This window comes from Aeromonas sp. R6-1, assembly GCF_040908165.1.
In the GTDB taxonomy this organism is placed as follows: domain Bacteria; phylum Pseudomonadota; class Gammaproteobacteria; order Enterobacterales; family Aeromonadaceae; genus Aeromonas; species Aeromonas caviae.
Window position 1 is genome coordinate 271,515 of the sequence record NZ_JBFODF010000055.1, and the last position, 21,315, is coordinate 292,829.

24 protein-coding genes are annotated in these 21,315 nt (G+C 63.2%); 16 read left to right on the top strand and 8 right to left on the bottom strand.

Annotated elements, in window-relative coordinates:
* Nucleotides 1-35 precede the first annotated feature (35 nt).
* Complete coding sequence (gene fbaA / locus AB5Y68_RS20555; protein WP_010675658.1) at nt 36-1,115, top strand: class II fructose-bisphosphate aldolase; 1,080 nt, start codon at nt 36-38, stop codon at nt 1,113-1,115.
* 153 nt (nt 1,116-1,268) lie between these two features.
* Nucleotides 1,269-2,570, top strand: coding sequence for an FAD-binding oxidoreductase (locus tag AB5Y68_RS20560; protein ID WP_039040545.1), 1,302 nt, complete (start codon nt 1,269-1,271; stop codon nt 2,568-2,570).
* A gap of 19 nt (nt 2,571-2,589) precedes the next feature.
* Here AB5Y68_RS20560 and AB5Y68_RS20565 read toward each other — a convergent pair whose 3' ends face one another.
* From AB5Y68_RS20565 to cutA, 4 genes are all read right to left on the bottom strand, one after another.
* Nucleotides 2,590-3,015 (bottom strand): hypothetical protein, encoded by a 426-nt coding sequence (locus AB5Y68_RS20565; RefSeq protein ID WP_039040544.1) that lies wholly within the window; start codon nt 3,013-3,015, stop codon nt 2,590-2,592.
* Nucleotides 3,016-3,101: 86 nt separating this feature from the next.
* A complete protein-coding gene (locus AB5Y68_RS20570) occupies nt 3,102-3,554 on the bottom strand; it encodes a GNAT family N-acetyltransferase (RefSeq protein WP_050498250.1) in 453 nt (150 codons plus the stop codon).
* Nucleotides 3,555-3,617: 63 nt separating this feature from the next.
* Nucleotides 3,618-5,396, bottom strand: coding sequence for a protein-disulfide reductase DsbD (locus AB5Y68_RS20575; protein ID WP_039040543.1), 1,779 nt, complete (start codon nt 5,394-5,396; stop codon nt 3,618-3,620).
* Nucleotides 5,393-5,710, bottom strand: a complete 318-nt coding sequence (cutA, locus tag AB5Y68_RS20580; RefSeq protein ID WP_010675653.1) for a divalent-cation tolerance protein CutA — start codon at nt 5,708-5,710, stop codon at nt 5,393-5,395. Before cutA ends, AB5Y68_RS20575 begins: the two co-directional genes overlap by 4 nt.
* A gap of 183 nt (nt 5,711-5,893) precedes the next feature.
* Here cutA and AB5Y68_RS20585 point away from each other — a divergent pair, with 183 nt between their 5' ends.
* On the top strand, nt 5,894-6,235 hold the full coding sequence (locus AB5Y68_RS20585) for a hypothetical protein (RefSeq protein WP_039040542.1): 342 nt from the start codon (nt 5,894-5,896) through the stop codon (nt 6,233-6,235).
* Between the two features lie 70 nt (nt 6,236-6,305).
* Here the strand turns inward: AB5Y68_RS20585 and AB5Y68_RS20590 are convergent, their stop codons facing one another.
* Nucleotides 6,306-6,743 (bottom strand): PACE efflux transporter, encoded by a 438-nt coding sequence (locus AB5Y68_RS20590; protein ID WP_039040541.1) that lies wholly within the window; start codon nt 6,741-6,743, stop codon nt 6,306-6,308.
* Between the two features lie 124 nt (nt 6,744-6,867).
* Between AB5Y68_RS20590 and AB5Y68_RS20595 the strand changes: the two genes are divergently transcribed.
* Complete coding sequence (locus tag AB5Y68_RS20595; RefSeq protein ID WP_010675650.1) at nt 6,868-7,749, top strand: LysR family transcriptional regulator; 882 nt, start codon at nt 6,868-6,870, stop codon at nt 7,747-7,749.
* A gap of 7 nt (nt 7,750-7,756) precedes the next feature.
* Here the strand turns inward: AB5Y68_RS20595 and ygfZ are convergent, their stop codons facing one another.
* Nucleotides 7,757-8,668, bottom strand: a complete 912-nt coding sequence (gene ygfZ, locus AB5Y68_RS20600; protein WP_039040540.1) for a tRNA-modifying protein YgfZ — start codon at nt 8,666-8,668, stop codon at nt 7,757-7,759.
* Nucleotides 8,669-8,781: 113 nt separating this feature from the next.
* Here ygfZ and AB5Y68_RS20605 point away from each other — a divergent pair, with 113 nt between their 5' ends.
* Together AB5Y68_RS20605 and AB5Y68_RS20610 are read left to right on the top strand one after the other, a co-directional pair.
* Nucleotides 8,782-9,051 (top strand): succinate dehydrogenase assembly factor 2, encoded by a 270-nt coding sequence (locus AB5Y68_RS20605; RefSeq protein WP_010675648.1) that lies wholly within the window; start codon nt 8,782-8,784, stop codon nt 9,049-9,051.
* Nucleotides 9,052-9,109: 58 nt separating this feature from the next.
* Complete coding sequence (locus AB5Y68_RS20610) at nt 9,110-9,481, top strand: protein YgfX (protein WP_039040608.1); 372 nt, start codon at nt 9,110-9,112, stop codon at nt 9,479-9,481.
* 120 nt (nt 9,482-9,601) lie between these two features.
* Here AB5Y68_RS20610 and nadB read toward each other — a convergent pair whose 3' ends face one another.
* Nucleotides 9,602-11,209, bottom strand: coding sequence for an L-aspartate oxidase (gene nadB, locus AB5Y68_RS20615; protein WP_010675646.1), 1,608 nt, complete (start codon nt 11,207-11,209; stop codon nt 9,602-9,604).
* A gap of 181 nt (nt 11,210-11,390) precedes the next feature.
* On the opposite strand from nadB, the gene rpoE reads away from it, so the two are divergent.
* From rpoE to pdxJ, 10 genes are all read left to right on the top strand, one after another.
* Nucleotides 11,391-11,972, top strand: a complete 582-nt coding sequence (gene rpoE, locus AB5Y68_RS20620; protein ID WP_010675645.1) for an RNA polymerase sigma factor RpoE — start codon at nt 11,391-11,393, stop codon at nt 11,970-11,972.
* 22 nt (nt 11,973-11,994) lie between these two features.
* Nucleotides 11,995-12,582 carry a sigma-E factor negative regulatory protein gene (locus AB5Y68_RS20625; protein ID WP_039040539.1) on the top strand — a complete coding sequence of 196 codons (588 nt, stop codon included), beginning with the start codon at nt 11,995-11,997 and terminating at the stop codon, nt 12,580-12,582.
* Nucleotides 12,583-12,603: 21 nt separating this feature from the next.
* The gene (locus AB5Y68_RS20630; protein ID WP_010675643.1) at nt 12,604-13,584 is read left to right on the top strand and encodes a MucB/RseB C-terminal domain-containing protein; all 981 of its coding nucleotides are present in this window, start codon (nt 12,604-12,606) and stop codon (nt 13,582-13,584) included.
* A gap of 90 nt (nt 13,585-13,674) precedes the next feature.
* The gene (locus AB5Y68_RS20635; RefSeq protein ID WP_039040538.1) at nt 13,675-14,136 is read left to right on the top strand and encodes a SoxR reducing system RseC family protein; all 462 of its coding nucleotides are present in this window, start codon (nt 13,675-13,677) and stop codon (nt 14,134-14,136) included.
* 159 nt (nt 14,137-14,295) lie between these two features.
* On the top strand, nt 14,296-16,089 hold the full coding sequence (gene lepA, locus AB5Y68_RS20640) for a translation elongation factor 4 (RefSeq protein WP_010675641.1): 1,794 nt from the start codon (nt 14,296-14,298) through the stop codon (nt 16,087-16,089).
* Between the two features lie 3 nt (nt 16,090-16,092).
* Complete coding sequence (lepB, locus tag AB5Y68_RS20645; RefSeq protein WP_010675640.1) at nt 16,093-17,016, top strand: signal peptidase I; 924 nt, start codon at nt 16,093-16,095, stop codon at nt 17,014-17,016.
* A complete protein-coding gene (rnc, locus tag AB5Y68_RS20650) occupies nt 17,017-17,688 on the top strand; it encodes a ribonuclease III (protein WP_010675639.1) in 672 nt (223 codons plus the stop codon).
* Between the two features lie 61 nt (nt 17,689-17,749).
* Nucleotides 17,750-18,649 carry a GTPase Era gene (era, locus tag AB5Y68_RS20655; RefSeq protein WP_010675638.1) on the top strand — a complete coding sequence of 300 codons (900 nt, stop codon included), beginning with the start codon at nt 17,750-17,752 and terminating at the stop codon, nt 18,647-18,649.
* Nucleotides 18,650-19,360, top strand: coding sequence for a DNA repair protein RecO (gene recO, locus AB5Y68_RS20660; RefSeq protein ID WP_039040537.1), 711 nt, complete (start codon nt 18,650-18,652; stop codon nt 19,358-19,360).
* Nucleotides 19,361-19,517: 157 nt separating this feature from the next.
* Nucleotides 19,518-20,255, top strand: coding sequence for a pyridoxine 5'-phosphate synthase (gene pdxJ / locus AB5Y68_RS20665; protein WP_039040536.1), 738 nt, complete (start codon nt 19,518-19,520; stop codon nt 20,253-20,255).
* A gap of 141 nt (nt 20,256-20,396) precedes the next feature.
* Here pdxJ and AB5Y68_RS20670 read toward each other — a convergent pair whose 3' ends face one another.
* Nucleotides 20,397-21,287: an N-acetylmuramoyl-L-alanine amidase gene (locus AB5Y68_RS20670; protein ID WP_039041038.1), complete on the bottom strand. Its 891-nt coding sequence runs from the start codon at nt 21,285-21,287 to the stop codon at nt 20,397-20,399.
* Nucleotides 21,288-21,315 lie beyond the last annotated feature (28 nt).

Below are 21,315 nucleotides of genomic sequence, written 5' to 3' on the forward strand. Positions count from 1 at the left end.
TTTTATTAACGGCATACGAGACAGGACGATTAAACATGTCTAAGAAAATTTTCGACTTCGTAAAACCCGGCGTGATCACTGGTGATGACGTTCAGAAAGTGTTCGCCATCGCCAAGGAAAACGGCTTCGCTCTGCCGGCCGTCAACTGCGTCGGTACCGACTCCGTGAACGCCGTGCTGGAAGCTGCTGCCAAGGTCAAAGCCCCGGTTATCGTACAGTTCTCCAACGGTGGTGCCGTGTTCACCGCCGGCAAGGGTCTGAAGCTGGAAGGCCAGCAAGCTGCCATCCTGGGTGCCATCTCCGGTGCCAAGCACGTGCACGCCGTTGCCGAAGCCTACGGTGTACCGGTGATCCTGCACACCGACCACGCCGCCAAGAAGCTGCTGCCGTGGATCGACGGTCTGCTGGACGCGGGCGAGAAGCACTTTGCCGAAACCGGCAAGCCGCTGTTCTCCTCCCACATGCTGGATCTGTCCGAAGAGTCTCTGGAAGAGAACATCGACATCTGCTGCGAGTACCTGACCCGCATGGCCAAGATGAACATGACTCTGGAGCTGGAACTGGGCTGCACCGGCGGTGAAGAAGACGGCGTGGACAACAGCCACCTGGACCAATCCTCCCTGTACACCCAGCCGGAAGACGTGGCCTACGCCTACGAGCGTCTGTCCAAGATCAGCCCGCGCTTCACCATCGCTGCCTCCTTCGGCAACGTGCACGGTGTGTACAAGCCGGGTAACGTCAAGCTGACTCCGAAGATCCTGGACAACTCCCAGAAGTACGTCTCCGAGAAGTTCGGTCTGCCTGCCAAGTCCCTGGACTTCGTGTTCCACGGTGGCTCCGGCTCTACCCTGGAAGAGATCCGCGAATCCATCTCCTACGGCGTGGTGAAGATGAACATCGACACCGACACCCAGTGGGCGACCTGGGAAGGCGTGCTGAACTTCTACAAGTCCAACGAAGCCTACCTGCAAGGCCAGCTGGGCAACCCGGAAGGTGCCGACAAGCCGAACAAGAAGTTCTACGATCCGCGCGTATGGCTGCGTGCCGGTCAGACTTCCATGATCGCGCGTCTGGAGAAGGCCTTCTCCGACCTGAACGCCATCGACGTACTGTAATTCGCAGCACCTTGATTGCATGAAAAGGCGCCCTTCGGGGCGCCTTTTGCATTTCTGTGATCCTGACGGGCTGGATTGGGGATGGGGGGCTGAGTATTATCGATGACACCCGTTTAATTTAGTAAACGAATGCAACCAGGCAGGATGCTGAGCATGCAGACAGGAAGACAGGGACATCAGGAACACACGGCCTCCTATTACGCGGCCACTCGCAACGACCATCGGCAGTGGCCCGAGCTCAGTGGTGAGCTGGATGCGGACGTCTGCGTCATCGGTGGCGGTTTCACCGGCCTCAACACCGCCATCAACCTGGCCGATGCCGGCTACAAGGTGGTGCTGCTGGAGGCGAACCGCATTGGCTGGGGAGCGTCGGGGCGCAACGGCGGCCAGCTGATCCGCGGCATCGGCCACGATACCAGCCAGTTTGCCCGCTGGATTGGCGAAGCGGGCGTGCGGGAGCTGGATCTCATGGGGATCGAAGCGGTGCAGCTGGTGCGCGAGCGGGTCGAGCGTTTCAATATCGAGTGCGATCTCACCTGGGGCTATTGCGATCTCGCCACCAAGGCGCGCCACCTGAGGGGGTTCGAGGAGGATGCCGAGCACCTGGCTAGCCTGGGTTACCGGCACGCACTGAAAATGGTGGCACGGGAGGAGATGCACACCGTGGTCGGGTCGGATCGCTATATCGGCGGGATGATCGACATGGGCTCCGGTCACCTGCATCCTCTCAACCTGGCCCTCGGCGAAGCGCGTGCGGCAGCCAGTCTCGGGGTCTCCCTGTTCGAACACTCAAGGGTGACCCACATCGATTACGGCGAGCGGGTCGAGGTGACCACGGCCCACGGCCGGGTCAGCGCGGACTACCTGGTGATCGGCTGCAACGCTTATCTGGGCGACCTCCAGCCCGATCTCGGGGGCAAGGTGCTGCCGGCGGGTTCCTACATTCTCGCCACCCAGGTACTGGAGAAGCGCCTGCGCCAGCGCTTGCTGCCACAGAACATGGCGGTGTGCGATCAGAATGTGGCGCTCGACTACTATCGGCTGTCGGCGGACGGTCGCCTGCTGTTCGGCGGGGCCTGCAACTACTCGGGCCGTGACCCCCGCGATATCAAGGCCTTCATGCAGCCCAAGCTGCTGCGGGTTTTCCCCGAGCTCGCGGGTACCGCCATCGAGTTCCAGTGGGGGGGCATGATAGGCATAGGCGCCAACCGGCTGCCCCAGATAGGCCGCCTCGAGCAGCATCCCAACGTCTTCTATGCCCAGGCCTATTCGGGCCATGGCCTCAATGCCACCCACATGGCGGGCAAGCTGGTGGCGGAGGCGATCAAGGGGGAGAGCCGGGGCTTCGATCTCTTCAGCCGCGTCCCTCACATGACCTTCCCGGGTGGCCCGGCGCTGCGCTCTCCGTTGCTGGCGCTAGGGATGCTCTGGTATCGGCTGAAGGATCTGCTCTAGGGGGAGGGGGGGCCCGGGATTATCCCTGCTGCGTCGCGTCTGGCTCGGCCAGGCGCCAGCCCTGCTCCGTCTTCATCATCCAGACCTGGGTCTCCTGCGCCAGGGCCTGGCCTGCCTCAAAGTCGCCATATTTGCGCTCGAGCTCCATCAGCCCCATCTCCTGCTGGAAGGGGCCGACCCTGTCATAGACGAGATCCTCGTCGTGCAGCACCTGCAACTGATCCAGTCCCTGCTTGAAGTGGAGCTGGTAGCTCACCTTGACCAGATAGACCCCCTCCATCCGCTCCTCCTTGCCGAGCACGGCGAAGTCGCGGATGTCGAACAGGTCAGCATCTGTGCCCGCCTGCAACCTGGCGGTGACCTGGCTCTGGATGGTCTCTTCACCGGGACCTGCGTTGCAGCCATAAAGCCAGAGGGCCAGCAGGGGGATGAACCACTTTTTCATCAAAACTCCGGACGAACGAGACGGGAAAGGGCAAATTCTGCCACGGCGTCGGTCATATACAAGGGATTGCCAGAAAAATCAGCAGTCTATGGCAGGTCCGAGGGAAGGGGACGGCGAACGATGCAGGTCATGACCAGGGTATCGCCGCTGAACCCGGCGATCTGTTTGCGATCTACTTGCTGGAAGCCGTGCTTGGTCCAAAAATGCAGGGCTGGCAGGTTGGTTTCTATGACCCCGAGCCGCATGTTGGTGCAACCCCAGTTTGCCGCCATCTCCATGAGCCGTAGGACGACTTGGCTGCCGATGCCACGGCCTTGCCTGCACTCCTTCAACAGCAGCAGACCGAGATAGGCGGTATCCGGTGTGGGATAGCCACGGATGAGATCGACGCAGCCAAGCAATTCTTCCCCCTCCAGCACGGCCAGCACAAACTTGTCCTCTTGCCCCATCCCCGGTGGACAGACCTTGAGTATCTCTTCGGCATCCGCAGGGGCAGGCCCCTTGCTTTCGGTCAGCCAGCTGTAGGCTGGGGCTGCCATGACAACTTCCTCCAGCCAGCCCCTGTGCTCTGGGTGAAACGCTGACAGTCGCCGAAGCTCCATCTAGCGCAGCTTGTCCAGCTGGCCGAGAAATTCGACAGGCCCCATGAAGCCGGTCACCCGCTGGCCGTTCACCTCGTTGCCATCGCGATCGAAGAAGATGAGGGTCGGCAATCCCAGCACGTTGAGGCCGTTGAGCAGATCCACGTCGGCGTCGTCGTTGGCGGTGACGTCCGCCTGCAGCAGCACCATCTCGCCGAAGCGCGCCTGCACATCGGGGTCGCTGAAGGTCTTGTGCTCGAACTCCTTGCAGGCCACGCACCAGTCGGCGTAGAGATCCAGCAGTACCGGCTTGCCGCGGGCGGCGGCGAGCTGCACCTTGAGATCGTCCAGGGTCTTGATGCGGATGAATCGGGGGGCCTGGGTCTGGGCGGCGGCATTGGCCCCCTCGGGTGGCAGCAGCAGATCCTTGCCCACCACCACAAGGCCCATCATCCCCAGCAGCAGGACGAAGCCGCCGAGGCTCTTGCCCACCGAATGGGCGCGATGCTGGTTGTGGTGATAGAGATAACCGCACAGCACCAGTCCCCAGCCGAGCCAGAGCAGGGTGGACATCTGGTCGCTCAGGAGCCTTGAGAGCAGCAGGATGGGTACCGCCAGCAGCGCAAAGCCGAAGAGTTGCTTGATCACATCCATCCAGGCGCCGGCCCTGGGCAGCAGCTTGCCGCCAGAGGTGCCGAGCAAGAGCAGCGGCAGCCCCATGCCCAGGGAGAGGGCATAGAGGGCCGCACCGCCGAGCCAGAGGTCGCCACTCTGGGCCACGTAGATGAGGGCCCCGGAGAGCGGCGCCGTGGTGCAGGGGGAGCAGACCAGTCCCGAGATCATGCCCATGATGGCGACGCCGGCCACGGATCCGCCCTGCTGGCGGTTGGAGAAGCCCGAGAGACGGGTTTGCAGGCTGCTCGGCAGTTGCAGGGTGTAGAGCCCGAACATGGAGAGGGCGAGCAGCACGAACATCACCGAGAGGCCGATGAGCACATAGGGGTGTTGAAGGGCCGCCTGGAATTGCAGGCCCGCCGAGGCGACGACGAGCCCGAGCAGGGTATAGGTGACCGCCATCCCCTGCACATAGACAAAGGAGAGCAGGAAGGCGCGACGGGTGGAGAGGCGATGCCCGGCCCCGGCGATGATCCCGGTCAGGATGGGATACATGGGGAAGACGCAGGGGGTGAAGGCGAGGCCGAGACCCAGGGCGAAGAAGGCGGCGACGCTGATCCAGAACCCCTGGCTGCCGAGGGCGGCCGCCAGCCTGTCCTGCTGGCTGCCCGGCACGTCGGTGCCCTGAAGGGGGGCCGCCGCTTCCGCCCGGGCGGGGGCGGCGAGGGGCTCGACGGCGATCCGCTTGTCGGTGGGTGGGTAGCAGAGTCCCTCGGTGCAGCCCTGGTAACTCAGGGTGAGGCTGGCCGCGTCCCCGACCCGGGTCAGCGCCACGGGGATCTGCACCTCCTGGTAATAGACCTGGCTCTTGCCGAAGAAGTCATCCTCGTGCTCGGTGCCGGGGGGCAGGACGGGCTCGTCGAAGGCGAGGTTCTCTCCCTTCACACGGATGCTGTGGCGATAGAGGTAGTAGCCGTCGGCGATGCGTATCCGGAGCAGCAGCCGATCACCCTGTTGTTCGCTCTCGAGGGCGAAGGCCTGATCCACCTTGAGGAATCTGGGCTGGGTCTCGATGCCGAGGCTGCCGAGCAGATCCTGGCTGCTGGCCCGGGCGGGGGCCGTCGTCAGGACGCAGAGCAGGCCCAGCAGCATCAGCAGGAAGGAGAGGGGGTGAGAGGCGGTCATGAGGTCTCCTGTGTCAACCAGTCGAGATAGGCAGGGTGGCCCTGGCTTGCGGGGAGCGCCAGGATCTCCGGTACCTCGTAGGGATGGTGGGCGAGAATGCACTGGCGCAGGGGTTCGAACAGAGCGGCCCGACTCTTGATGACGAGCTGGATCTCCCGGGTTCGTTCCGTCTTGCCCTGCCAGCGATAGACGGAGGTAACCCCGGGCAGCTGGTTGATGCAGGCGGCGAGGCGCTGGTCGAGCAGCTGCTCGCAGAGGCGGTCTGCACTGGTCTCGTCGGGGCAGGTGCAGAGCACCAGAATGGCGTCGGTCATAGGGATGGACGGTCTCGGCAACGGGGCGCACGGGCCCCCTGGATCAGCCGTTACTATACCGGGCCGGGGGGCAAATAGCACCCGGCCCCCCGCACCCGGAATAAGTCATGCGCCCGAGATGGACGCTGTGAAAAGGACAGGGCAGAATGAGCGGGCTTGTTCCAATTCTACGTAAGGAAATGTATGACCCAACAGAATGAGCAGCAGAGAAACCGCATGTTGAGCCTGTTGCGTGAAGGGGAGCGCCGCATGCTGGTGCAACTGGCCGGTCTGCTGCGTACCAGTGTCGACGAGATCAATGCGGAGCTGGAAAAAGAGGAGCTGTTGTCGGCGTTGGAGCAACCCATCACGGTGGAGTACCTCAACGGCGTGGTGCAGCATCATCTGTTCGAGCGCCTGCACAAGGGGGACATGGTGGCGGCCCAGCGCATGCTGAACCAGTACCAGAGCGACCTCGAAGCCATGATGCGCCAGGAAACCAGGCAGGACGATGCCCCGCCGGAAGAGGTCAAGGCCCAGGCCTGACCCCGCGAGGCCCTCTTCAGCACCATCATGCCATCGCATGATGGTGCCTCGCCCTTACCCCTCGAATCGCTTATCCCAGCGCCTTCTGCACCTGTCCCATGGGAATGGGGAACACCTTGTCGTAGCTCCAGTTGTAGACGAAGGCATAGACCAGGTAGAAGAGCACGAAGCCCATATCCAGCACCAGCGCCTCCAGCAGGCCGATGTCGAGCCACCAGGACATCACCGGCAGGGCCACGATCAGCAGGCCCCCCTCGAACCCCAGGGTGTGCAGCACCCGCTGCCACAGCGCCTTGTGGGTGTGGCCCTGATAGCGCAGCAGCAGCTTGTCCACCCCGATGTTGTAGACATAGTTCCAGACGGTGGCGACCACCGAGAAGAACAGGGCCAGGGGGCCCATGTGGTTGAGCCCGACGCCGGTCACCCAGCTGGCCAGCGGGGCGGCGATCAGCAGGCCAATCAATTCGAAGCCGATGGCGTGGCGCAGGCGGTCACGGGTCGTACGCATGGTCTGTCTCTCTCTTTGGTCAGGGAATGGCGGCAATGTATCGCCAAAAGCGGATAGATTCACGTTGGTATCTATCGCTAAAATAGATAGATGTGACGACACAACAGCACGGCGGAGCAGGCTCATGACCCCTTCACTGGAACACTTCAAGGCATTGCTGGCGACGGCCGAGACCGGGTCGTTCTCGGCGGCGGCGCGCAGGCTGGGCAAGGCCCAGTCGGTGGTGAGTGCCGCCATCGCCAACCTGGAGATCGATCTCGGCCTTGCGCTGTTCGATCGCAGCGGCCGCTATCCCGTGCTGACCGAGGCGGGTGCCCGCATCTGTCAGGAGGCGGGGGTGCTGCTGGCCCAGAGCGAGCGACTGCAGGCCATCGCCGGCGAGCTGGCCAACGGCGTCGAGTCGCGCCTCACCCTGGCCATCGACGATGACTCCCACCTGCCCTGGCTTGGCTCCCTGCTGGAGGAGTTCGCCAGCCGCTACCCGGCGGTGGAGCTGGAGCTGTTGTTCCCGCTGATGGAAGACGTGACCGAGCTGCTCAAGAGCGGCCGTGCCCAGCTCGGCATCAGCTACCAGAAGGCGCACCCCGAGCGGGAGCTGGTCTCCCGCTCCCTGGGGACGGTCACCATGCCCCTGGTGGTCTCTCCGGATCACCCCCTGGCCCACAAGACGCCGTTGAAGGAGAGTGACCTGCAAGGGGCTCGCCAGTTGATGGTGACCGGACGGCGGGAGGGGACGGAGCGCCATCGCTTCCGCCTCTCGGCGCAAGTGTGGTGGGTGGAGGGGGATCTCGGGATCCTGGAGCTGGTGAAACTGGGGCTGGGATGGGCGGCGGTGCCCGAGTTTCTGCTGCACCGGCCCCTGGCGCGGGGGGAGCTGGTGGTGCTCAAGCCGGACTTCATCGCCGAGGCGGAACTGGCGCTGGAGTTGCAGTGGTATCGCGCCCGCCCGCTCGGGCAGGCGGGGCGCTGGTTGCAGGAGGCACTGCTGGCGCGGGTGCCTCGCTAGGGGGGATTCAGTCGATCAACGCGTAGGGCAGGGGTTGCAGACCGAGGCTGGAGCCCTCTTCCAGCTTGAGGCGGAAGCGGGCGTCGGCCTCGGTGTCCTTGGGCAGCACGGCGGTGAGCCACACCTGACCCTGCTGCTGCCAGGCGTTGAGCACCAGACCGCTGCGGCGCCAGTTGTCACCGAGCTGGATCTCCAGGGTGTCACCGCTGGCCACCTGCGTTGCGGCAGTGCCGCTCAGCACGAAGAGGGCGCGGTTGTTGGCGCCGCGATACTTGGCGCGCGCCACCGTCTCCTGCCCCATGTAGCAGCCCTTGTTGAAGCTGATGCCATCAAGAGCTTGCAGGTTCAGCATCTGGGGGATGTATTCCCCCTGATGGACAGCTTCCAGATGGGGGAGACCGGCTTTGATTTCCAGCCCCCACCAGAGTCCTTCGTCGCCCACCGGCAGGTTCAGGGCCAGCGGGGATGTGCTCGCCAGCAGCCAGCGGTCCGCCTCCACCCTGACTGCCATGCCGCCCTCCACCAGACCGGTGCCGGTCAGCGCGAAGTGCTGTGCCATCCAGTCGTCCGTCCCCTGACCGGCCAGTCCGGTCAGGCTGCCCTGAAACTCGCCGATCTCGACCTTGGCAAAGATCGCAAACTTCTTGAGCTCCGGCAGCTGGCGGGCCAGCACCGAGGGCTTGGTCAGCATCAGCAGGCTGTCTTCCAGGCAGAGCAGGCGAAAATCGCTCCACAGCTTGCCCTTGGGATCGCAGTGGCCGCCGAGGGTGCTCTGGCCCGGTTGAAGGGCGTTGACGTCGCAGGTGACCTGACCTTGCAGATACTTGGCGCGATCCGGGCCGCCGAGGCGGGTGATGGCCAGATTGGTCAGGGAAAACAGGGTCGGCTCGGCAGGAAGAAGAGGGGTCGGCAGGCTCACGATGGGATTCCAGAGACAGAAAGTATGTGACCTGCATGGTAAAGACGTAAGGAATGTTTGTCAGCCGGAAAATCCTGCTGCTACCATTCCCCGGTCTTTGTAAGGAGAGTTCCATGTTGAACCCAAGTGAGAAGTCCCGCCTGAAGTGGGCCTGCCGTCGCGGCATGCTCGAGCTGGATGTGATCTTTATGCCCTTCTTTGAGCACGAGTTCGATGGCCTCGGCGAGGCCGAACAGCGCACCTTCATCCGCCTGCTGGAGTGCGAGGATCCCGAGCTGTTCCGCTGGTGCATGGGTCACGGCGTGCCCGAGGATCCCGCTTTTGCCGCCATGATCCCCCTGATCCTCGAGCGCAACCAGGCCCGCCACGACAGCCTGCGCTGAGCCCGACTCGCGACCGCCACCCCTCATGGCCAGCCTCGCGTCTCCCCAGCGGGCAGTGATGCCCGTGATCGCCTCCCGCCAGCAGCGTCTGCTGCTGTGCATCCTGTTTCTGTTGCTGCTCTTGCCCGTCGCCAGCCTGATCCAGGGCTGGCAATGGGGGCTGTTCCTCCCTGTCTGGGGGCTGAGTCTGTGGCGCGCGTTGCGCCGCCATCCGGCGGCGAGCGGCGTGCTCGTCTGGGATGGGGAGTGGCTCGAGTGGCAAGGGGGGCGCCATCGGCTGGATCCCCGCAGCCGCATCCTGCCCGGGGTGCTCTGGTTGCGGCTGAAGACGGTGGAGGGCTCCGAGGGGCAGCTCTGGCTCTTCTCCGATGCCCTGGCCCCTGCACACTACCGCACCCTGGCCCGCGCCATCCACCTCGCTGTCCGCTAGGGGCGTCTCTCTCTACCTGCCACATCTGCCGCTCATAGCAGATGACCCCGCCTGGGCGGGGTCATCTGGGGGAGGGCATACGCCCGAATCGAACGCAACGGCCTTATTCCTGATCCGGCGTCATTCCCGATCCGGGGTCAGCACGGTCGGCTTGGAGTCTGGCTGCATGTCCGGATAATCCAGGTTGTAGTGCAGACCGCGAGACTCCTTGCGCTCCAGGGCGCAGTTGACGATGAGCTCGGCCACCTGCAACAGGTTGCGCAGCTCCAGCAGGTTGTTGGAGACCCGGAAGTTGGCGTAGTACTCCTGCACCTCCTGCTTGAGCAGATCGATGCGACGCTTGGCCCGGGCCAGGCGCTTGTTGGTGCGCACTATGCCCACGTAGTCCCACATCATCAGCCGCAGTTCGTGCCAGTTGTGCTGGATCACCACCTGCTCGTCCGAGTCATCCACCTGGCTCTCGTCCCAGGCCGGCAGGCTGGGGGGCGCCACGCTGGTGGGCAGCTTGGCCAGGATGTCGGCTCCCGCCTGATGGGCATAGACCACGCATTCGAGCAGGGAGTTGGAGGCCATGCGATTGGCGCCGTGCAACCCGGTATAGGTCACCTCGCCGATGGCATAGAGGCCGGGGATGTCGGTCTGGCCGTTGTTGTCGATCATCACGCCGCCACAGGTGTAGTGGGCCGCCGGGACGATGGGCATCGCCTCCCTGGTGATGTCGATACCGACCGCGAGGCAGCGCTCATAAATGGTCGGGAAGTGCTTGATGATGAAATCCGCCGGCTTGTGGCTGATGTCCAGATACATGCAATCCGCCCCGAGGCGCTTCATCTCGTGGTCGATGGCGCGGGCGACGATGTCCCGCGGGGCCAGCTCGGCCCGCTCGTCAAACTCCGGCATGAAGCGGCTGCCGTCGGGACGGCGCAGGTAGGCCCCTTCGCCGCGCAGGGCCTCGGTCAGCAGGAAGTTGGGGTCGTCCGGGTGGAACAGGCTGGTGGGGTGGAACTGGTTGAACTCCAGGTTCGCCACCCGGCAGCCGGCGCGCCATGCCATGGCGATGCCGTCGCCAGAGCTTACATCGGGGTTGGAGGTGTACTGGTATACCTTGGAGGCCCCGCCGGTGGCCAGCGCCACGAAGCGGGCGCGGATCACCTCGACCTGCTCGGCGTTGCGATTCCAGACATAGGCTCCCAGTACCTTGTTGCCCGGCAGACCCAGCTTGCGGGTGGTGATGAGATCGACCGCGTTGAAGCGCTCCATCAGCTGGATGTTGGGGTGGGCGCGCACCTGGTCGATCAGGGTGAGCTGCACCGCCTTGCCGGTGGCGTCGGCCGCGTGGAAGATGCGGCGATGGCTGTGGCCCCCTTCCCGGGTCAGGTGATAGTGGGATTCCCCCTCGGCATCCTCTTCCTGATCGAAGGGGACTCCCTGCTGAATGAGCCACTGGATGGAGTCGCGGGCGTTGCGGGCGGTGAACTCCACCACTGCCGGGTCGCACAACCCGGCGCCGGCGTTGAGCGTGTCGCTCACGTGGGATTCGATGCTGTCGGTCTCGTCGAACACGGCAGCGATGCCTCCTTGCGCATAGAGAGTGGCCCCCTCACTGATGGGCCCCTTGCTCAGAACCAGGACTTTGGCCTGGTCTGCCAATCGCAACGCGAGGGACAGACCGGCGGCACCGCTGCCAATGATGAGTACGTCGCAAAGGTATTCAACACTTGCTTTCATAAGTATCATTGGCCTGGATTAAGAACTGGCCCCATGGTAGCCCAAGGGGGGTTGTGATGCAGCCCGCATCACATTTTTTTCAATGCAAGCGAACTTTCCCTGATTCCTCCTGTCTGAACTTGTGCGCTTAGAAGGGGCCGGAAAAGAAAAACGATAACCTGATGGGGGTTTTACGGCTCTGATGAGCGACCAGAATCTACTGGACGAACAGCTGGTTGAACGGGTCCAGCGTGGCGATAAAAATGCATTCAACCTGTTGGTACGCAAGTACCAGCACAAGGTGGTCAACCTGGTGGCCAGGTATGTCAACAATCCGGGCGATGTACCGGATGTGGCGCAGGAGGCATTCATCAAGGCCTACCGTGCGTTGCCGACATTCCGTGGTGAGAGCGCGTTTTACACCTGGTTGTACCGGATCGCCGTCAACACGGCCAAAAACTACCTGACGTCACAGGGGCGCAGACCGCCCAGCAGTGATGTCGAAGCGGACGAGGCTGAATATTATGGTGGTGGTGAAGCCCTGCAAGAGGTGGCCACCCCGGAAAACCTGGCGCTGACCGACGAGATCAAGCGTACTGTGTTTACCGCCATAGAAGCCTTGCCAGAAGATTTGAGAACGGCGATCACCCTTCGTGAAATGGAAGGGCTGAGCTACGAGGAGATTGCGGAGATCATGGATTGTCCGGTGGGTACGGTGAGATCCCGCATCTTCCGGGCGAGGGAAGCAATCGATAAAAAGCTGCAACCTCTGATCGAGCATTAACTGGGGAAAGACAGGCAAACTTATGGCAAATAAAGAGCAACTTTCAGCCCTGATGGATGGCGACCTCAGCGAAATCGAGGTACTGAACGAGCTGGGAACGGATCCCGCTCTGCAGGATACCTGGTCGCGTTACCATCTGATCGGTGATGCCATGCGGGGTGACCTGCCGGTCAATCTGCAACTGGATCTCAGCGACAGCATCATGCTGGCGCTGGAGGATGAACCCGCCATACTGGCGCCCAAGCCGGCACAGCCTGCTGCGCCCCAGGTGCAGCCCGCCGGCAAGGTGATCCCCTTCGTTCGCCGCTTTGGCCAGCAAGTGGGGCAGTATGCCATTGCCGCCTCCGTGGCTGCCGCCGTCATCTTCGGCGTGCAGCAGTACCAGGGCAAGGATGGTGTGCCGAGCAGCCCGGTGCTCAATACCATACCCGTGGGTGGCAGTGCTGCGCCGGTGAGCGTGCACTATCCCCAGGATGGCAGCCGGACCGGTGTGCGTCAGCAAGGTCTGAGCGAGCAGCAGATGCAGGAGCAGCGCGAGCGCATCAATGCCTTCCTGCGCGACCATCAACTGCAACAGCGTCTGCTGCAAGACAAGCAGATTCAGGAATAACGCATTTTTAGGGATCAGATCGTGCGCCAGTCCAGCCGTATCCTGCTGGCCTCTCTCCTGTTGATTTGTGCCAAGGCCTCGGCCGACGATCTGTCGGCCGAGGCCTTGTTGCAGCAGATGCAGAGTGCCGTTTCGCAACAAAACTTCGAATTGTCCATGGTCAAGGCCCGCCAGGGGCGCCTCGAGCCTATCCGTTTCAGCCACGGGATCATCGATGGCAAGGAGGTGGCTCACCTGAGCTATCTCGACGGCAAGGCGGTGGAGTTCCTGCAACGCCAGAACGAATACACCTTCTTCGAAAACACCCATGAACCCTACACCCTCAAGGGGGCGCGTTTCCCCGGGGTCTGGTCGAGCCTGGTGAGGATGCCGCTGCCCCGGGTGATGGAGAGCTATGACCCCGTGCTGGCGGGCCGCAGCCGGGTGGCCGGCCTGGTGGCACAAGTGGTGCGGCTGGTGCCCAAGGAGGCGGACAAGTACGGCTTCGTGCTCTGGATTGACGAACAGAGCCATCTGCTGCTGCGGGTGGACATGGTGGATCGAGAGGGCAATCTGGTGGAACAGGTGCTGGGGGTGGATCTGGACAGGCAATCTGCGCCGGCCCCCTGGCTGGTCACCCTGGCACGCAGCAAGCTGCCGGATGCGCTGGCGCTGGAAGATGCCTATCCCGCTCCCCAGCAGACCCTCAACTGGCACCTGACCTGGTTGCCCGATGGCTTCAAGGTGCTCTCTCAGGATCGGCATCAGCTGGTCAGCACCAGTCTGCCGGTGGATTACATGATGCTCTCCGACGGGCTGGTGGATCTCTCCGTCTACGTTTCCCGGGTCGATCCCAAGCAGGCGGTGCGCCAGCAGTTGATTCGCCAGGGGGCCACCTCGCTGGTGAGCTTCGTCAACGAGGTCGGGGTAGAGATCACCGTGGTGGGCGAGGTGCCCGCCGAAACCGCCAAGCGCATCGCTGAGGCCGTGCAGCCACTGGCCCGCAACGAGGCGGTGCAGTGAGTCTTTGCCGTGAGACTTGCCCTGAGGGTGCCTCCGTGCTGAGATCCGGTGCATCCACCGCCCCCTGTGAGGAGTCATCAGGTGAGTAACATGAGTGAAGAGCTGGCCACAGTAGTGGCCATCGACGGCAATCACGCCTGGGTGGAGTGCGAGCGGCGATCCGCCTGCAGCGGTTGCCACCAACAATCCAGCTGCGGGACCGGCACCGTCGCCAAGGCCTTTCCCATGAAGGCGCAGCGGCTGCGGGTCGCCCTCACCGGCGATGTGGCGGTGGGCCAGCAGATCCGCCTGGGCATCCCTCAGGCCAGCATCCTGCGCGGTGCGGCCCTGGTGTACGTGCTGCCGCTCTTCTGTCTGCTGCTGGGCGCCCTGCTCGGCCAGCTCTGGCTGGTGCCGCTCTTGTCGGCGGGAGAGGGGGTGACCATCCTCTGCTGTCTGCTGGGCGGCGCCATCGGATTTTTACTGGTTCGTTACTTTTCTGACCGGCTCGAGCAGGGGGAATACGGTCCCCGCATGCTCGGGGTGGTGCTCAATACCCGTCATCTCTCTTGAGGGGCCGGGTCTGGCGGAGGGCATCCAGGTGCCCAACGCCCGCCAGACAAGGCGCTATTTGTGGGGCCCGCCGACTAAAGATTGGCCGTCGACCGGGTTATCCAGTAAAATCCTGCCCTCATATCCGACCCTAACTTAATTTTGAGTGATTCTTGCTCGATGAAACACATTCGTAACTTTTCGATTATTGCGCACATCGACCACGGTAAGTCGACCCTGTCGGACCGTCTGATCCAGACTTGCGGCGGCCTGTCCGATCGCGAGATGCAGGCCCAGGTGCTGGACTCCATGGATCTGGAGCGCGAGCGCGGCATTACCATCAAGGCACAGAGTGTGACCCTGAACTACCAGGCACAAGACGGTAACACCTATCAGCTGAACTTTATCGACACCCCGGGCCACGTGGATTTCTCCTACGAGGTTTCTCGCTCCCTGGCTGCCTGTGAAGGGGCACTGCTGGTGGTGGATGCCGGTCAGGGGGTTGAGGCACAGACTCTGGCCAACTGCTACACCGCCATGGAAATGGATCTGGAAGTGGTGCCGGTGCTGAACAAGATTGACCTGCCGGCCGCAGAGCCCGAGCGGGTTGCCGAGGAGATCGAGGACATCGTCGGCATCGACGCGGTGGACGCGGTGCGCTGCTCCGCCAAGACCGGCCTCGGTGTCGATCTGGTGCTGGAAGAGATCGTCGCCAAGATCCCGTCCCCGGAAGGGGATCCGGAGGCGCCGCTGCAGGCGCTGATCATCGACTCCTGGTTCGACTCCTACCTCGGGGTCGTGTCGCTCGTGCGGATCAAGAACGGTTCCCTGAAGAAGAACGACAAGATCAAGGTGATGAGCACCGGTCAGGTATGGGGCGTGGATCGCATCGGTATCTTCACGCCGAAGCAGGTGGACACCGACGGCCTGGGTTGTGGCGAGGTAGGTTGGGTCGTCTGCGGCATCAAGGATATCCACGGTGCGCCGGTGGGGGATACCCTGACCCTGGCCAAGCACGGTGCCGAGAAGGCGCTGGCCGGCTTCAAGAAGGTGAAGCCCCAGGTCTATGCGGGCCTGTTCCCCATCTCCAGCGATGACTACGAGTCCTTCCGCGATGCGCTGGAGAAGCTCTCCCTCAACGACGCCTCCCTGTTCTACGAACCGGAGAGTTCCACGGCACTGGGCTTCGGCTTCCGTTGCGGCTTCCTTGGGATGCTGCACATGGAGATCATCCAGGAGCGTCTGGAGCGTGAATACGATCTGGATCTCATCACCACTGCGCCGACCGTGGTCTACGAGATCGAGCTGAACGATGGCTCCACCATCCACATCGACAGCCCGGCCCAGATGCCCGCCATCAACAACATCAAGGAGATGCGCGAGCCCATCGCCGAGTGTCACATCCTGCTGCCGCAGGAGTACATGGGCAACGTCATCACCCTCTGCATCGAGAAGCGCGGCGTACAGACCAACATGGTCTACCACGGCAAGCAGGTGGCGCTGACCTACGAGATCCCGATGGCGGAAGTGGTGCTCGACTTCTTCGACCGTCTGAAGTCCACCAGTCGCGGCTACGCCTCCCTGGACTACGGCTTCAAGCGCTTCGAAACCTCCGACATGGTCCGTCTGGACATCATGATCAACGGCGAGCGGGTCGACGCCCTGGCCATCATCACCCACAAGGAGAACGCCCAGTATCGCGGTCGCCAGGTGGTGGAGAAGATGCGTGAGCTGATCCCGCGCCAGATGTTCGACATCGCCATTCAGGCCGCCATCGGCAACCAGATCATCGCCCGCAGCACCGTCAAGGCATTGCGTAAAGACGTCACCGCCAAGTGCTACGGTGGTGACGTGAGCCGGAAGAAGAAGCTGTTGAACAAGCAGAAAGAAGGCAAGAAGCGGATGAAGTCCCTGGGCCGTGTGGACGTGCCACAAGAGGCCTTCCTCGCCATTCTCCACGTCGGAAAGGATTAATCGATGGCAAGCACCTTTTCCCTGATCCTCGTCGTCGTCACCCTGCTGACCGGCATCATCTGGACGCTCGACAAGCTGGTCTGGGCCAAGCAGCGGGCGGCCAAGATTGCCGCCGCCCGTGCCAATGCCGGTCCGGATGTGGACGAGAAGACACTGGCCAAGGTGGCCCCCATGCCGGTCTGGATCGAACAGACCGGCGGGGTTTTCCCGGTGATCGCGCTGGTGCTGATCCTGCGCTCCTTCATCTTCGAGCCGTTCCAGATCCCGTCCGGCTCCATGATGCCGACCCTGCTGGTGGGCGACTTCATCCTGGTGGAGAAGTTTGCCTACGGCCTCAAGGACCCGGTGACCAACACCAAGTTCCTCGAGACCGGCGAGCCGAAGCGCGGTGATGTGGTGGTCTTCAAGTATCCGCTGGATACCCGGGTGGACTACATCAAGCGGGTGGTCGGCATGCCCGGCGATCGGGTCATCTATCGCAACAAGGAGCTGATGATCCGGCCCAAGTGCGATGAGCAGGAAGGGAAAACGTGCCCCGGCTTCCAGAAGCTGGACGTCAAGTTCGAGCAGCGCGGCGAGTTCAGCCAGATGGGGATCCCGCTGGATCGCTACACCGAACAGCTGGGTGATGTCTCCCACGAGACCTTGCGCAACCCGCTGATGCCGGACCTGGTGGACCGCTACTATCGCCAGCCCGGCACCTACCCCGACGAGTGGGTGGTGCCGGAAGGCCACTATTTCGTGATGGGTGACAACCGCGACAACAGCACCGACAGCCGTTTCTGGGGTTTCGTGCCCGAGCAGAACCTGGTGGGCAAGGCGGTCGCCATCTGGATCAGTTTCGAATTCGAGCGCGAGGAAGGGTCCAGCTTGCCGAGCTGGGTGCCGACCGGTGTGCGCTTCAACCGCATTGGCGGAATCAAGTAAATGAATATCAAGATGAACAGACTGCAGTCCCGTCTCGGGCATGTCTTTCAGGATCCTGAGCTGCTGACCCGGGCTCTGACTCATCGCAGCGCAGGGTCCCGTCACAACGAGCGCCTGGAATTTCTGGGGGACTCCATCCTGAGTCTGGTGATTGCCGATGACCTCTTCCACCGCTTCCCGCAGGCGGCGGAAGGGGATCTCAGCCGTATGCGCGCCACCCTGGTGCGCGAGAAGACGCTGGCCGAGCTGGGCCGGGAATTCGACCTCGGGGATCACCTGATCCTGGGGCCGGGGGAGCTGAAAAGCGGCGGTTTTCGCCGCGAGTCCATCCTGGCCGACACCGTCGAGGCGGTGATCGGCGCCATCTATCTGGACACGGATCTGGAGCGGGTGCGCAGCCTCCTGCTCGGCTGGTATGCCAGCCGCCTTGGCGAGATCAAGCCCGGGATCGAACAGAAGGATCCCAAGACCCGTCTGCAAGAGATCCTTCAGGGCAGCCGCAAATCCCTGCCGACCTACACGGTGACCAACGTCAAGGGCGAGGCCCACAACCAGGAGTTCACCGTCCAGTGCGAAGTGGATGGGCTGGATGGCCCCCTGGTCGGGATCGGCTCCAGCCGCCGCAAGGCCGAACAGGCCGCGGCGCAGCAAGCACTGGAACGGCTGTCATGAGCACCATGACGGATCCGGCACTGTGCGCTCATTTCACTCCATCAGCATTGGGAACGCGGTCATGACAGATACCACCTATTGCGGCTTTGTCGCCATCGTGGGCCGCCCCAACGTGGGCAAGTCCACCCTGCTCAACAAGTTGCTCGGCCAGAAGGTCAGCATCACCTCGAAGAAGCCCCAGACTACCCGTCACCGGATCCTGGGGATCGACACCGAGGAGAACCATCAGACCATCTATGTGGATACCCCGGGTCTGCACATCGAGGAGAAGCGGGCCATCAACCGCCTGATGAACCGCGCCGCCACCAGTTCCCTGGGGGACGTGGCCATGGTGGTGTTCGTGGTGGACGGCACCCACTGGACCAAGGATGACGAGATGGTGCTGGGCAAGCTGCGCCACCTCAAGTGCCCCGTGGTGCTGGCGGTCAACAAGATCGACAACGTCAAGGAGAAAGAGGATCTGCTGCCGCACCTCGAGTGGCTGGGACAGCAGATGAACTTTGCCCACATCCTGCCCATCAGTGCCGAGAAGGGCACCAACGTGGAGAAGATCCGCGAGTGGGCCAAGGATCTGCTGCCGGAGAACGTCCACTTCTTCCCGGAAGATTACGTGACCGACCGCTCTTCCCGCTTCATGGCCTCCGAGATCATCCGCGAGAAGCTGATGCGCTTCACCGGCGAGGAGCTGCCCTATTCGGTGACGGTGGAGATCGAGCGCTTCAAGGTCGAGGAAAACGGTCTTTACCACATCCACGGGCTCATCCTGGTGGAGCGCGAAGGCCAGAAGAAGATGGTCATCGGCAACAAGGGCGAGAAGATCAAGACCATCGGCACAGAGGCGCGCATCGACATGGAACGGCTGTTCCAGAACAAGGTGCATCTCGAACTGTGGGTCAAGGTCAAGTCCGGCTGGGCCGACGACGAGCGGGCCCTGCGCAGCCTCGGGTATGGCGACGACTGATTGCTGACCCCGGCTTTCGTCATCCACAGTCGGCCCTATCGGGAGACCAGCCAGCTGGTCGAGGTCTTCACCCAGGATAGCGGTCGATTCACCCTGGTGGCTCGCGGTTCCCGCGGGCCACGCTCCTCTCTGAAGGGGCTGCTTCAGCCCTTCACCCTGCTCACCATTGCCTGGCGCGGCAAGGGGGATCTCAAGAACCTCACCCAGGTGGAGTGCCCGGATCACTCGTTGCGCCTCGGCGGGGATCGCCTCTTCTACGGCCTCTATCTCAACGAGCTGGTCTACTACCTGCTGGAAGCGCACACCCCCTTCCCCGAGGTGTTCGACGCCTATGCCCGTGCCATCATGGCCCTGGCGGACGGCGAGACCCCGGAGCTGCCCCTGCGCCGCTTCGAGTTCCTGCTGCTGCAGGCCCTGGGCTACGCGGTGGACTTCGAATATGCCGCGGACGACGACTCCCCCATCGACCCTACCCTGCTCTACGGCTTCGAGCGGGAGCTCGGCTTTGTCGCTTGCGAGCGGGCGCCGGATCCCCGTACCCTGTTCCTCGGTGCCCACCTGCTGGCCTTCGCCGAGGGGCGTTTCGACACGCCTCCCTTGCTGCAGGCGGCCAAGCGTTTCAGCCGGCTGGCGCTGCAGCCCTATCTCGGCAAGCGTCAACTGAAGAGCAGGGAGCTCTTTTTGAAGCGAAAAGGCAGTGTTTCAAGCTGATTTTTATTATCTGGTGATGTTTTGTGTTTATGACATCGCCTTTCATGAACAATAATGCTGTCGCCGTGGCCATAACCGGCCTGCGGCGGCACATGGACAGAGGGGCGGGCTCCACCCGCTCCGGCATTCACAGATGACCTGTATCAAGGAGTAAGCAATGAGCGAGATCTACCTGGGTGTGAACATCGACCATATCGCCACCCTGCGCAACGCCCGCGGCACCCAGTATCCGGATCCGGTACAGGCCGCCTTCGTGGCCGAGCAGGCCGGTGCCGATGGCATCACGGTCCACCTGCGGGAAGATCGCCGCCACATCACCGACCGGGACGTGGAGATCCTGCGCCAGACCATACAGACCAGGATGAACCTGGAGATGGCGGTGACCGAGGAGATGATCGGCATCGCCTGCCGCATCAAGCCCCACTTCGTCTGCCTGGTGCCGGAGAAGCGCACCGAGGTGACCACCGAGGGTGGTCTGGACGTGGCGAGCCAGCTGGACAAGGTGACCGATGCGGTGACCCGCCTGGCCGCCGTGGGCGCCCAAGTGTCGCTCTTTATCGATGCGGATCCGCTGCAGATCGATGCGGCCGCCGCGAGCGGTGCTCCCTTCATCGAGATCCACACCGGCCGCTACGCCGATGCCACCACGGATGCCGAGCGCAACGCCGAGTTCAAGCGCATCGCCGCCGGTGCTTCCTACGCCGCTGGCAAGGGCTTGAAGGTCAATGCGGGCCACGGTCTGCATTACCACAACGTCAAGGCCATCGCCGCCATCCCCGAGCTCTATGAGCTCAACATCGGTCACGCCATCATCGGCCGCGCCGCCTTCGACGGTCTGGCCAAGGCGGTCAGCGACATGCGTGCGCTGATGCAGGAAGCCCGTCAGGGGATCTGATGCCGCTTCGCAGGTATGAAAACCACAAGGGACGCTTCGGCGTCCCTTGTGGTTTTCAGGAGTGGAAGGCGGGGTGAACCCCGAGCTCATCTGGCATGGGGCCGGGCATCCGTGTGCAGAGGGCGAAAGGGAAGGGGCGCCTCAGCCTGGTTCCGGGAAGTAGCGCTCCAGCAGGGCGGTGAGGATGGCCTGGCACTCGGCATCCGGCTCGCCGGTGACCAGGGCAGGGCGAAAGTGAAGCTGGAAGGCGCGCAGGGCGGCGCGGCTCTGCTCATCCCAGGCGCCGTGCTGGGGTAGGCCGTAGCCGTAACGGGCAAGCTGCTGCTGCCATTGCAGCGCATCCCAAGGATTGAGCTGCGTCTGGCGCAGCTCGGCCACCCGGGCCTCGTCGGGCCAGGCGCCGACACCGTAGCGCAGGGCGAGTTCGCGCCAGGGGAACCGGGGGCCGGGATCCTGCTTGCGCTCGGGGGCGACGTCGCTGTGGGCCAGCACCTGGGTGGGGGGGATCTGGTAGCGTTCGATCAGATCCCGGGCGAGGGCGCCGAGGGCGGCGATCTGGGCAGGGGGATAGGGTTGCCAGTGTCTCAGATGGGCGGGCAGGGCCGCGTCTTTCTCGTCATACCCGAGATTCACTATCTCGATACCGAGCGAACTGGCGTTGAGCCCGGCGTAGTGATGCCAGCGACTGCGTCCGGCGTGCCAGGCCCGCTGGCTGTCGGGCACCAGCTGGTAGACCGGGAACGGTTGCTCGTCGGTGTCGCGGGGGATCAGGTAGTGGGCGCTCACCTTGTGCTCCGGCTCGGTCAGCAGGCGCAGGGAGCGGGCATCCTCTTCATCCGTGTAGTGCAGGATGAGAAAGGCGATGCGCTCGTTCTGGCTGGCGCTCTGATGATCCTGATTGAGCCGATAGGGCGCAGGCTGGCAGGCGCCGAGCAGCAGGATGAGGGGCAGTGACCAGAACCAGCGCGCCGCGAACCGGCACGCACCGCCGCTCGCCGACGGGCGTGGAGTCAGCCGGCGGCGCCAGCCCATGGTTTAGCCTCGCACCTGGCCGGAGGCG